At 45.2% G+C, this 12,542-nt stretch carries 9 protein-coding genes and 2 pseudogenes; 9 read left to right on the top strand and 2 right to left on the bottom strand.

Features of this window, described 5'->3' with window-relative positions:
* The 9 genes and pseudogenes from atpG to A0128_RS13520 all read left to right on the top strand — a co-directional run bounded on the left by atpG (position 1) and on the right by A0128_RS13520 (position 11,009).
* Positions 1-861: an ATP synthase F1 subunit gamma gene (gene atpG / locus A0128_RS13555; protein WP_069608006.1), complete on the top strand. Its 861-nt coding sequence runs from the start codon at positions 1-3 to the stop codon at positions 859-861.
* A 24-nt stretch (positions 862-885) separates the two neighbouring features.
* Positions 886-2,289, top strand: coding sequence for a F0F1 ATP synthase subunit beta (atpD, locus tag A0128_RS13550; protein ID WP_069608005.1), 1,404 nt, complete (start codon positions 886-888; stop codon positions 2,287-2,289).
* 6 nt (positions 2,290-2,295) lie between these two features.
* Positions 2,296-2,679, top strand: coding sequence for an ATP synthase F1 subunit epsilon (atpC, locus tag A0128_RS13545; RefSeq protein WP_069608004.1), 384 nt, complete (start codon positions 2,296-2,298; stop codon positions 2,677-2,679).
* An 83-nt stretch (positions 2,680-2,762) separates the two neighbouring features.
* The gene (locus A0128_RS13540; RefSeq protein WP_069608003.1) at positions 2,763-3,044 is read left to right on the top strand and encodes an SLBB domain-containing protein; all 282 of its coding nucleotides are present in this window, start codon (positions 2,763-2,765) and stop codon (positions 3,042-3,044) included.
* A 9-nt stretch (positions 3,045-3,053) separates the two neighbouring features.
* A complete protein-coding gene (locus A0128_RS13535) occupies positions 3,054-6,173 on the top strand; it encodes a midas domain-containing protein (RefSeq protein WP_156781841.1) in 3,120 nt (1,039 codons plus the stop codon).
* Positions 6,174-6,176: 3 nt separating this feature from the next.
* Positions 6,177-6,339, top strand: a pseudogene (locus A0128_RS22555) (GAF domain-containing protein); the annotation flags it as partial.
* Between the two features lie 452 nt (positions 6,340-6,791).
* Positions 6,792-8,414 (top strand): annotated as a pseudogene (locus A0128_RS13530) (GAF domain-containing protein); the annotation flags it as partial.
* Between the two features lie 9 nt (positions 8,415-8,423).
* Positions 8,424-9,845 (top strand): MBOAT family O-acyltransferase, encoded by a 1,422-nt coding sequence (locus A0128_RS13525; protein WP_069608001.1) that lies wholly within the window; start codon positions 8,424-8,426, stop codon positions 9,843-9,845.
* Positions 9,846-9,863: 18 nt separating this feature from the next.
* Positions 9,864-11,009 (top strand): hypothetical protein, encoded by a 1,146-nt coding sequence (locus A0128_RS13520; RefSeq protein WP_069608000.1) that lies wholly within the window; start codon positions 9,864-9,866, stop codon positions 11,007-11,009.
* A 64-nt stretch (positions 11,010-11,073) separates the two neighbouring features.
* On the opposite strand, the gene A0128_RS13515 is transcribed toward A0128_RS13520, so the two are convergent.
* Both A0128_RS13515 and A0128_RS13510 read right to left on the bottom strand, forming a co-directional pair.
* Positions 11,074-11,763, bottom strand: coding sequence for a DNA alkylation repair protein (locus A0128_RS13515; protein WP_173662794.1), 690 nt, complete (start codon positions 11,761-11,763; stop codon positions 11,074-11,076).
* A gap of 238 nt (positions 11,764-12,001) precedes the next feature.
* Entirely contained in the window at positions 12,002-12,535 is a 534-nt protein-coding gene (locus A0128_RS13510) for a hypothetical protein (protein ID WP_083244125.1), read from the bottom strand.
* Between the last annotated feature and the right edge of the window lie 7 nt (positions 12,536-12,542).

Here is a 12,542-nt window from a genome sequence, read left to right as displayed (position 1 = left end):
TTGGCAACTCCAAGGGAAATAAAGAAAAGAATCACCTCGGTCAAGAACACGAGAAAGATCACCCGGACGATGGAAATGGTCTCTACGGCCAAGTCCAAGAAGATCAGCGACCGGGTGAACGCTTCTCATCCTTTTTCCAATAAGATCAAGGAACTTGTGTCTTCTCTCGCGTCTCTGAGCGGGGTTGTTCACAGCCCTTACTTAAGAAGACCGGACAAGATCAAAACCGTAGCGCTTCTCGTGATCACTGCGAACAGAGGTCTTTGCGGAGGATATAATTCCAACGTAAACAGACTTGCTAAAGCAAGGGTTGCGGAATGGAAAAAACTCGGGGTCAACGTTAGACTCTTTGTCGTCGGGAAGAAGGGGATTTCCTTTTTCCGATTTGCGGGTGAGAAGGCTGAAAAAACTTTCACTCATATCGACGACAAGGCCGGATACAAGGATGCCGAAGAATTCGCTAACCTCTTTCTGGAATTATTCGCTAAGGAAGAAGTGGACGCGGTAGAAATCGCATCCACCGTTTATTATTCTTCCGCTTCGCAAAAACCGGAAGTAACTAGAATACTTCCTTTTGAAGTGTCAAAAGACGGAAATGTAAACGACATGATAGCATACGAGCCGAGCCCAGCGCTTGTGCTTGAATCTTTGCTTCCTCTTGTAGTTAAGACCGCATTCTTAAAAGCGATCCTCGAAGCCAATTGCTCCGAGCAGATTGCGAGAAGAATTGCGATGAAGTCTGCGACAGACGCGGCTTCTGAAATGATAAAACTGCTCACTCGTGGATACAACCGCGTAAGACAGGCAAAAATTACTCAGGAAATTTCTGAGATTGTTGCCGGAGCGGACTCACTGAACTAATCACATCGTATTGGAGCGACTTGGATGAATAAAGGTAAAATCAAACAGATCATCGGATCCGTTTTGGACATCGAGTTCGAAGGCGGAAAACTTCCCGAAATTTATAACGCGCTTGAAATTGAGGCGCCCGTTTCCGGAAAAAAAGAAACCATCATCGCGGAAGTGCAAACTCATATCGGCGGAAATACGGTTCGCGCGATCGCACTTTCTTCCACGGACGGTTTGATCCGCGGACAAGCGGTAACCGATACGGGAAAACCGATCAGCGTTCCCGTTGGAGAAGTTACTTTAGGAAGAATTTTTAACGTTCTCGGGAAAACCATCGACGAGGGTCCGGCGATCACCGTAAAAGAAACTCGACCGATTCACAGACCGGCTCCTGCTTTCGACGAACTCACTTCTAAAACGGAAGTTTTCGAAACCGGAATCAAAGTCATCGATCTTCTCGCTCCTTATATCAAGGGTGGAAAGACCGGACTCTTCGGCGGAGCCGGGGTTGGTAAAACGGTCCTCATCCAAGAGCTCATCAATAACATCGCAAAACAACACGGTGGTTTCTCCGTGTTCGCCGGAGTCGGGGAAAGAACCCGTGAAGGAAACGACCTCTGGAGAGAAATGAAAGAATCCGGAGTTATCGACAAGACCGTTCTCTGTTACGGTCAGATGAACGAGCCTCCGGGCGCTCGTCTTCGTGTTGCGTTATCCGCTCTTACCATGGCGGAACACTTCCGCGATTCTATCGGAACCGACGTTCTTCTTTTCGTGGATAATATCTTCCGTTTCTCTCAAGCGGGATCCGAAGTATCCGCACTTCTCGGAAGAATGCCGTCCGCCGTTGGTTATCAGCCGACTCTTTCCACGGAAATGGGTGCGCTTCAAGAAAGGATTACTTCCACTAAAAAAGGTTCGATCACTTCCGTTCAGGCAATTTACGTTCCTGCGGACGACTTGACCGACCCGGCTCCTGCAAATGCGTTTGCCCACTTGGACGCGACTACGGTTCTTTCTCGTGCGATCTCCGACAAAGGGATTTATCCTGCGGTGGATCCTTTGGATTCCACTTCTCGCGTGATGAACGCACAAGTGCTTGGAGAAGAGCACTACGCGGTTGCCCGCGAAGTTCAAAGAATTCTTCAAAGATACAAGGATTTGCAAGACATCATCGCGATCTTAGGTATGGACGAACTTTCCGAAGACGACAAGGTTCTCGTTGCGAGAGCGAGAAAGATCGAAAAATTCTTATCTCAACCTTTCCACGTTGCGGAAGTATTTACCGGAGCTCCCGGAAAATACGTAAAACTCGCCGATACCGTTCGCTCTTTCAAAGAAGTGATTTCCGGTAACTACGATCACCTTCCTGAGCAAGCGTTCTACATGGTTGGATCCATCGACGACGCGATCGAAAAAGCGAAAGGATACAAAGGATAATCGGAAATGTCCGCGAATAAACTGAACGTATCCGTAATCTCTCCCGAAAAGATTCTCTATAAGGGAGAGGTCGACTCATTGGTTGTTCCGGGTAACGAGGGATTCTTCGGAATCCTTCCCAATCACGCGCCTCTGGTCGCAGTTCTTGGGATCGGAGTCCTCGAAATTCGCAAAGGAGAGAAACTGAAAATTCTCTCCGTAGAAGGCGGGTTTATCGAAGTAAAAGACAATTCTATCAGCATTCTTACCGATCACGGCGCTTTGAAGGAAGACATCGATCTTCAGGCAGAGCAAAAAAATCTCGCAGAGGTTGAAAAACTTCCCCCTTCCGATTCTAAAAATCTTCTCCTCCAAAAAGCAAAAACCCGAATTTTAGTCGCATCGCGCTAACTTTTAGGGGTCCTCCGATCCGAAAATAGTAGCAGAGATTCCCTTTTCTCCGAATACAATGGAGAATAGGGATCGGTAGTTTTATGAAAACAACGATCCGTCTCATCGGCTTATTGGTGTTATTTATAAGCGTAGGTTATCTTTTGAGAAGAAACCAGGACTGGGTTCGAAGTATCTTCGAACCGGAGAGTATTTCAGCGGCGATTCGCGGAAACGTTCAAAAACCTGGAGTTTATCTTCTCAAACAGGGAGATACCCTAGAAGACTTGTTGAAGATCGCGGGCGGATATAAAAAACCTTCGCAGACAAAACAAGACCTGAGCCGGGAAATCCTGGACGGACAGGTCATTGAACTGAAAGACTGATAGAGGAAGATGGCGGAAGACTACGACATGATAAAGGACGATAACGCTCCCGGTGGAGGAGACCAGAATTCCGGTATGGACGAATTACAATTCGATGATATCGATTCTATGCTCGCTTCCGGTGAACCGGATTCTGCTCATTCCGGCGGACTGGACGACCTGTCGATTGAAGCCGATCCCTTAGCGAGCCTCATCGCGAGCTCCGGAGAAGAGTATCCGACCAGCTTTGAAAACGACTTCTCCTTTCATCCGGAAGAAAGTTCTTCGAACGAGTCTCTTGGAGACGATTCCCTGGATCTGGAATTAACCGATCCACTCATAGACGCAGAAATAGATAAATTATTAGACATCAGCGAAATCTCAAAACCGAGCAAATCCAATCTTTCGCAATTGGAATCGGACGATTCCTTTTTTGTACCGGCGGATGAGAATGAAACTTCCGATCAGGATTTTTCCGAACTCGATAGTTATCTCACGGAAGAACCGGACGCAATCAGCTTCGGAGAAGAATTGGACGATTTGGATGATTTCGGTTTAACGGATTTAGACGACGAAGGTCCGATCTCTCTTCACGAAGACGATCTGCAAGGAGTCAAACCCGACTTCTCTTTACAAGACTTTCACATGGAAGACGAACCGCAGGAAGAACTTGATCACGGAGATCTTTCTTTTGACGAAGACGATTTTTTAAACGAAGAAGAAGGCCCGATTTCCCTTTCCGAAGACGAGCTTGGAGCGATCGGAGCGACGGAAGCCCCTCTTGCGGATTTTTCTCATCCCGACGCGGGAGAAGAAGAATCGATTGCTCTTTCTAGTTCTGAACTCGACGGAATTTTAGACACCGACGACAAGACCGATTGGGGTTCTCCGGCGCTCGACACGTTAGACGATCTTGAAGAAGACGGCCCCATTTCTTTGAGCGGGAACGAACTGGACGACATTCTTAGCTCTCCCAACGAACCGACGGGCGAGACTTCCGAAGAAGACGAACTTCCCGATTTTATTACACATCACGACGAAGAAGAAACGGAAGACGAAGGACCGATCGCGCTTTCCGAAGACGAGTTGGGAAATCTTCTCGCTGACAACTCGGGGGAGGATTCGAACGAACCTCTGGGTTCTTTTCCCGATTTGAATATAGGAGCAGAAGAATCGACATCCTCCGTTCCGGACTTTACACTCGACTTGGAAGGCGAGGAGCCGATCTCTCTTTCTCTCGACGAACTCGATAACATTCAATCCGACGCAACGACGTTAGACGAAAGCTCGTCGGCTTCTCTCGGTGACATGGATTTCGATCTTCCGGTCGAAGAATCAGCTTTGGAATCGGAAGACGACGAACCGATCGCTCTTTCCGAAGAAGAACTCGGAAATCTTCTCTCCGACGATTCGGGATCGGAAGCATTGGAAAGCGGGGACGGATTTTCCGATCTTTTACACGACAATACTTTACCGGAAGATTCCGGTTCCATGTTCGGCGGAGACGATTCTTTTACTCTTCCCGTAGAACAAGACTTAGGCGAACCGGACGAATTCGGATTGGATGAAGAATCCCTTCCGGACCATTCCGACTTTGCTTTTGAGCCGAGCGATTCCGTAACGGAATCGGACGACGCCGAAGACGGCGAGCCGATCGCACTCTCACAGGAAGAATTGGGAAATCTTCTTTCCAACGATAGGGAAGAACGAACAACCCAATCCTTATTCGACGAGGCAGCTTCGGAAGAAGACGATCTCATTTCTTTACCCGTAGACGAGTTGGATGAGTTAGGCGAAGTTTCGGAAACCACCAAGGTTGAAGACGACGCATTTGCGCTCGACGACTTCGAATTGCCGACGAACGATCTCGACGCTTTAGAATCTCCTAATTCTTCTTCCTTGGAAGACGAGGATGGTCCGATCGCACTTTCGGACGACGAACTTGGAAATCTTTTATCCACCGAAGAAGGCGAAGCCGAAGATTCTTCTTTTAACTTTGAACCGAGCGAAACTTCGATTTTGGATTCCGACGAGGACGGTCCGATCGCTCTTTCCGATGAAGAGCTTGGAAATCTCTTATCTACCGAAGCTCCGGAATCAGAAGATTCTTCTTTTAACTTTGAACCGAGCGAAACTTCGATTTTGGATTCCGATGAGGATGGTCCGATCGCACTTTCCGATGAAGAGCTTGGAAATCTTTTATCTACCGAAGCTCCGGAATCGGAAGATTCTTCTTTTGACTTTGAGCCAAAAGAAGAATCCATCTTGGACGCCGATGACGCGGACGAACCGATTGCCCTTTCTACGGATGAACTGGATCATCTCCTAACAGACGACGCGGAAACGAGCGCGGAGGAAGAATTTCCGGGCGCGGCTTCCGAGATCGATTGGGACGCTCCTCTTTCCGAACCCGGCGAAGTTCCGTTGGAAGACGAAGAACCGATCGCTCTTTCCACGGATGAACTCGATCATCTTCTTACCGATAACGAAGAAACGAGCGCGGAGGAAGAATTTCCGGGCGCGGCTTCCGAGATCGATTGGGACGCTCCTCTTTCCGAACCCGGCGAAGTTCCGTTGGAAGACGAAGAACCGATCGCTCTTTCCACCGATGAACTCGATCACATTCTTACCGACGACACGACCGCGACTTCTTTAGAAGAAGACGAGGGGCCGATTGCATTGTCCGAAGACGAACTTGGCAACTTACTCTCCGATGTCGAAGCTCCCGCAGAAGAGGGTGAGGACCTAAACGATATCTTAGGCGAACTTCCCGCATCCTCCGATCTCGATGCATTCGGTTCTTTGGACGAGGATGTTCCGCTCGCACAACTGGATTCTTCTTCCGCCGAGACTATCATTCCGACTGCGGAGACCGTGGAAGACGACGGAATGATCATCGTCTTAGACGAGTATGCGGACGAAGAAGAACTTTCTCCGATGGAAGAGGTGCGGAAAACTCCGGATCAAATCGTGTCTCAACCTTCCGCGGGCGAGACAGGAGAAACCACTCCTTCCAAAGAAGAAATGAAACGTATTATGACTTATCTGGACGAACTCCTCGGAAATCTTCCGGACGATCTCATTCGAGAATTCTCACAATCTGATTATTTCGAACTTTATAAAAAACTAATGAAGCAAATTGGTGTATGATTCATGGGTTTGTTAGAGAGGGTCAGCAAGTTAGTAAAATCCGATTCTCCAGGCACGCCCTCTTTGTCGACTTCTACGGAAGAAAAAAAATCCTTACTCAAAAAATCGGAAGCCCTCAAAGGTAAAAAAAGTTTTTTCCAGAGAGCCTTGGGTATGAGGAGCGAATCTCCGCAGACTCACGCTTCCTCCGAACCCATTATCGATCATCATTCTATGCCGGAAGTCGGAGAACACTTACCTGACTTCGAATCCGATTCTTCTTTATCCGAGGACTTTTCTCTTCCCGAATTGGATGGAGACGCTCCGAGTTTTAACGCGGAAGACTTACAAGTTGAGTTTCCGGATTCTACTTTTGAAACCGGAGAAGAGAATTCTTTTGATAGCGGCGATCTACTCGAACTTCCGGATGATCTCGTCGAACCCGAAGGAACCGTCAAAGAAGAGTTAGACGAAGATCCTTTTACTTCCTTATCCGTGCCGGCCGAGGATCAACCCGAAGACGACTTTTCTTTAGATGAACTCTTTGGAGAAGAATCTCCGGAGGAACCTACGACAGATTCGGAAGTTCCGGTTCCGAAGGCAAAAGAAGAATCTGAAAAGAAGAGCGAGTCTCCCGCGGTCCTAGAGGAAGATCCTTTCGGAGATTGGGTAAAAGAAGCCGAAAAGGAAGCGAATCGTACCCCTTCGAAAGCCGATTCAAAGGCGGCTTCCGCGGAAAAAGCCGATTTTCTTTTTGACGACGATTCTAACTTTACTACGTCTCCGATCGATTTACAGATCGCATCTCGAAAAAAATTAGAGAACTATATTTCGGTTTTTGAAATCAGCAAAGAGATCGGAGTTTCCACTGATTTTGCGAACTTCTTTGAAAATCTTCTTTTTTCCATAATGGGACAGATCGGCACCGAATCGATCGGTATCTTTTCTTCCAAAAACGGGGACAACGAATTCTTCCGCTTAGAAGAATATCAGGGAGAAGGTTTTAATCAAGAGTGGACGATTTCTTCGGAAGATGAAATCTATCACGCGGTGCATAACGCGGGTTCGGTCTTGTATGCAAAAGAACTTTTGAAACCGGCGCTCCCCGCGAAGGAACAGGAAATTTTAAAACAATCCGAAGCCGAGCTTCTCGTTGCGATTCGTTACTTGGATGATTTTTTCGGAATCATAGTCCTCAGTAAAACGATCAGCGGAGAAGACTATACGATCGAGGATCTTGAGTTCTTAAAGATCATCGGTGAAATCGCGGGTTCCGTCTATCGTAGAATCTACGACACGGAACAGCTTCATCAGGAAAATATAAATCTAAAGGAAGTGATCCGCGCGAACGAGCTGATCATTTCCCTCGCTCGGGATTTCGGCGCGATACGCACCATCGACGAAGCCTATGACAAATTGATCTCCTCGTTTAAGGAAGAATTAAAAGTCCGAAGAGCTACCTTTATGATCTTGGACGGGCATACAAAAAATGAGTTTAGAGTTTTTGCATCTAATTTACTGACTCCCGAACACGTGGGAAGTTTTACGCTTCCTCTGGAAAGTTCCATCGTGGGAATCGTCTCAAACATTCCCGGTGTTTTTAGAATCGAAAATTTTAGAAAACATCCCGAACTCATGCAAAAACTTTCGAACGACGAATTAGGGCTCATGTCCGATTTTATCGTGATTCCTTTTATCAATCTTCACTGGCTTGTGGGAATGTTGATCATACACGAGACGGACGTTCCTTGGACCGATAGCGATCGTGAGACCGCAGTCGGTATTTCGGAGGTTTTGGCCCCCGTTTTTTCCAGTCTTCTTCTCATACAAGAAAGAGATTCCGTGTTCAAGGATCCGTTTAGTCCCGTGGAAGAAAAAATCGAGAATATGATCTTAAAGGCCGCAAGACTGGGAAGTTCGTTTAGTCTTACTATATTCAAAGTTCAGAATGTATCCCGGATGGTGAAACTAAAAGGTTCCGGGTTTTTCTCCTCTTACAGCGAAGAACTCAGAAAGGCGATCCAGGAAAATCTTTCCGAATCCGATTTTCAGTATAGAATCGGTCAAGGAAAGTATGCGATCATCCTCGACGGAAAGGATCGGGAAGAAACTCAGATTCTCATTCGAAAGATCAAAAACAAACTGAACGATACGGATCGAAGAACCAAAGATTTCCAGACGTCCGTTATCCAACACACTCTCTGTTATCCGGCGGATACAAAGGAAAAGGAAAGAATTCTCGAATTGCTCGAAGAATCCTGATGTTCGAGAATGTTATTCAATTCTCTGAATTTTCTCGTCTTCTTTGTAGTCTTTCTCCTTTGTTACTTTCGTTTCGGTAAACTCGGACAAAACCGTCTCTTATTTTTCGGAGGTCTTTTCTTTTACGGTTTTTGGAAACCGGAAATGGTTCTTCTTCTTTTGTTCTGCATCGCATTCAACTTTGCGGGCGGGATTTATCTTGGAAAAGAAAGCGGGAATAAACAAAAAAGAATCCTTGTTTCCCTCATCTCTCTCAATCTTGGAATTCTAATCTTCTTTAAATACATTCTATTTTTATTGAGTATTTGGAACGACACGTTAGGTGTCTTTTATCCGAAGAGCGGAGTTGTTCTTCCTGAGATTCTACTTCCAGTAGGAATTTCTTTTTATACGTTTCACAATATCAGTTATCTTTCGGATATTCGATCCGGAAAAATTCTTCCTTGCGCTGATTTTATTCGTTTCGGAGTTTACGACCTTTTCTTTCCATTGTTGCTCGCGGGTCCGATCGAAAGACCGGATTCTCTGCTTCCTCAGATCGAAAACGATCGTGAGGTCACCGAAAGCGGTTTTTTATCCGGGATCATTTTATTCCTCTGGGGAATTTTTAAAAAAGTTTTTATCGGCGATCATCTCCTGCTTTTTACCGGAAAGGCGATGGAGTCGGGGATGGAACTTCCTCCGGGGATGATCTTTTGGATCGCGTTTTGTTTTGCGTTTCAGGTCTACGCCGATTTTAGCGGTTATACGGACGCCGCTCGGGGACTCGCAAAGATGCTTGGATTTCGTCTAACGCTCAATTTTAATTTTCCGTTTATTTCCTCCAGCCCTTCCGAGTTTTGGAGGCGCTGGCATATTTCCCTATCGACTTGGCTTCGGGATTATCTCTACATTCCTCTGGGCGGAAATCGAGTTTCCATTTTTAGACAAAACGTAAATTTGATGATCGTCTGGATTCTCGGGGGACTCTGGCACGGGGCCACTTACGGTTATCTCGTCTGGGGTTGTTACTGCGGATTACAAGTGGTCGGATACAATCTTTTTCAGAAATACGTTCTTAGATTCCTTCCTTTGAATATTCAAATTTTAGAATGGGTTTTAAAACTATCCGGCGTCCTTTTGACTTTTTGGATGTTTGCGCTCGGGCTGCTCTTATTCCAAGTCCATTCTCCGAGTGAACTCTGGGATTTTGTTTTAAACGCGTCCGGAGGATTTTATTGGAACTCCGTCTTTGCCGCGAAACTTTTGTTTCTTCTGCTTCCTCTTATGATCGTCGAACCTTGGATGGTTTTTTCCGGAGGTACTGACTCCTTTTTGGAAAAGATCGTAACCAGACCGACACGATGGATTCCGCTTTCTTTCGGAGTAGCTGTTTTGTTTTGTCTTTTCGGAGTTTTTGAAAAGAAAGAATTCTTTTATTTTCAATTTTAGAATAAGCCCGGTATAAAAATGAAAATTTCATGGAAAGATAGAATACCGAGATCGACCGTAAAGACGCTGTTAGTCGTTGCTCTCTTTTTTATACTCAGTTCTTTTTTTCAGATTCTTATTTTTCCGTTTCTCGTAGACTTTCAGGAAAAAAATTCATTTCTCTACGAACGTCTTTCTTATATGGATGAAAGTCTTTATACGGATGCGGAACATTCTAAAAAGAACGCGCCGATCGTTTTTTTGGGAGACAGTCAGATTCTTTCCGGGGTCCATCCAAAGGAACTCGGATCTATCTTGTCCCGTCCGATCTGGTTTCTTCCTAGGCCTTCGGAACAACCCGAGGGGATGCTCTTACGATATAAGGAATACGAAAAAAAAATCGGGATCAAACCGGCTCTGGTAGTCGTCAACGGTTCCGTCTTTTCCTTATCGGAGATGGATGTTGCGAGCGCTCATAGAAGTCTTGTGCTCAACTATGATTCCTTTCATCTTGCGCTTTTTTTCAATTCGACTCTGAGAAACTTTTATCTAAAAAATCTTTCCTCCGGTCTTTTTTATATTTTTGGAAGAGTGTTTCCTTTTCTTCGTCTGAATGCGTCCATGTCGACCTCGGTCAAAATTATAGGAGAAGGGGATGAATTTAGTTATTCGGAAAAGAAGATGGAGAGTCTGATTTCCGGAAATCCGTTTCGGAAATGGGCCGCGAACCGGAAGCGAAATCAGTTTCTAAATTTAGAATATTCAAAAAACAAGGGATACATGGATTGGGCAAGATACGAAACTTACGACGGAGTCTGCGTTCCCAATTCTCAACTTCAACCCTTGCCTCCGAACGCCGAACTCGCTTTGCAAAAAACGAGATCTTCTTCCTTAGAGGCTTGGAAAGTATTGTTTCGTTATTTGAAGTCCCGAGGAGTTGCTATTCTGGCGATTGCACTTCCTTTTCGTCCTGATTTTGATTCACGTTTGAATTCTTTACCGCAGATGTCGCAGTGGGAATCGATTCTTATAGAAGAGGAAGTTCCTTATTGGAAATTAGGTGGCCCCTATTTTGCTAAAGAGGATTTCGGAGATTATACTCACTTCAATACTTGCGGAATGAAAAAATTACTTCCTCCCTTGGCGGAGGGAATTTCTAAAAATTTGCGAGCTTCCGCATTCTAATCCGAAGGGGAGGTCGGCCCAGAACTAAGAAGTTGAAGGCCTTGTTTAAAAAACGGCACTTCGTTTAACAACGAGCCTCTTTCTTTTTCTTTCCTAGTCTTCCCATCTTCTTCATTTTAAGAATGTATTCTTCCGCGTCCGGAACCTTACACGCCGTCTTACCGGTCATTACGTTTACGGTTCCGATTTTTTGGGAAACTTTCAGAGCTTCTTCCGTAAGCTTCGGATAAAATCCGCCGACTGCGATTACAAAGCCGTTCATACAATACTTCACGCGGTTCTGAGACTTGTGGATCGTAGATTCCACTCTTTTTAAGAGTTTGAGGATTTCTTGAGAATCGATTTGTTCGTCCGTGGTGATGGAAAGCAAACTGGAGAATGTGCTCCAACCGGAGGAGGCGATACTTTCCTTCGGGGAATCGATCCATTCTTTAGCGAGCTCCCAACCGTATTTGCTTTCGGCGGCGATCCACGCTACTGTGCATTCGCTAATCATGGGAGACGCCGCGGTCTTGACCCAAGACTGAAGATCTTTTTTTTGAATTTCTTTTTCATCGGCGATCAACCCGGCGAGATACATCGCATCAGCGTTTCCTGTTTTATAAAGTTCTAATGATAGCGAATTGTTCTTTTTGATTTTTTTCTGAATCTTTTTAAGATCCCCCACCTTTACCCCGAAGAGCGGTTCTTTCGCTCCGTGATTGATAAAAATTTTTTTCACTCCTTCGGAACCCATCGATTCCAACTCTTTCATGATCTCTGCTGTGTTCACTTTGATTGTCCTTTCTTTCTATTGGAATTGTGTTGCAAAAGAGGATTGAGAAAAATTTCTCCCCGTGATTCTTCTTTTAAAAAATGTAAACCCGTAATTTTACTCTTACCGGACTTGAGGTCCGATTTCAACTCAAATTTCAGGAAGAAAGTTAATAGGAACAAAAGAGTCGATCGGAAAAATAAACGGAACTAAGGTTTAGATTTTTTTTCGATCTTTGTTAAACGGATTCTTGAACAAATTCTCTCGAAGTGTTCAATTCTTCCTCTAAGATTTTTTGAATGGCCTTTGCGTGAACCTTGTTTACGATCTTTTCAAGGATCGTAATTTCTTTCGAATCCGAAAGAACCAAGGAGACGCTGTAATAATCCGAAGAGGGAAACTCGGAGGAAACGATCGTATAGATTCTTGTAGAAACCGCTTTGATCTCGTTTTTATTTACGACTTGTCTGCAACGAGTCGGAATCGGAGTGTCATAGATCACAAAACGATTTGGATCCATCGCGATGTTTGTCGAGTTGAAAGAATGATCCGCGATCACGTATAAACCGTATCCCGGGATCGCGAGAATGAGAAGTGCGGTCAAAAGTTCTTCTATGGATTTGAAATCCAACATTCCCACAAAGATGGTTCCCATTACATAAAGAAGAACCGGTAACAAGGCGAGGGAAGAATGATCGTATTTATCGTAAGAAAGGACGGTCTTATTTCTTTTTTTATGAATCGATAATTTTTCGGGAATGATTGAATTCATTATTTTG

This window comes from Leptospira tipperaryensis (assembly GCF_001729245.1).
Taxonomy (GTDB): Bacteria; Spirochaetota; Leptospiria; order Leptospirales; family Leptospiraceae; genus Leptospira; species Leptospira tipperaryensis.
Note: the sequence above shows the minus strand (reverse complement) of the source record. Positions and strands in the feature narration are given on the sequence as shown.

Excerpts from the sequence above, each read along its gene's own strand:
- A0128_RS13540 (WP_069608003.1), top strand. The coding sequence starts at position 2,763 with ATGAAAACAACGATCCGTCTCATCGGCTTATTGGTGTTATTTATAAGC.
- A0128_RS13510 (WP_083244125.1), bottom strand. The coding sequence starts at position 12,535 with ATGAATTCAATCATTCCCGAAAAATTATCGATTCATAAAAAAAGAAAT.
- atpD (WP_069608005.1), top strand. The coding sequence starts at position 886 with ATGAATAAAGGTAAAATCAAACAGATCATCGGATCCGTTTTGGACATC.
- A0128_RS13515 (WP_173662794.1), bottom strand. The coding sequence starts at position 11,763 with ATGAAAGAGTTGGAATCGATGGGTTCCGAAGGAGTGAAAAAAATTTTT.
- A0128_RS13520 (WP_069608000.1), top strand. The coding sequence starts at position 9,864 with ATGAAAATTTCATGGAAAGATAGAATACCGAGATCGACCGTAAAGACG.
- atpC (WP_069608004.1), top strand. The coding sequence starts at position 2,296 with ATGTCCGCGAATAAACTGAACGTATCCGTAATCTCTCCCGAAAAGATT.
- A0128_RS13525 (WP_069608001.1), top strand. The coding sequence starts at position 8,424 with ATGTTATTCAATTCTCTGAATTTTCTCGTCTTCTTTGTAGTCTTTCTC.
- A0128_RS13535 (WP_156781841.1), top strand. The coding sequence starts at position 3,054 with ATGGCGGAAGACTACGACATGATAAAGGACGATAACGCTCCCGGTGGA.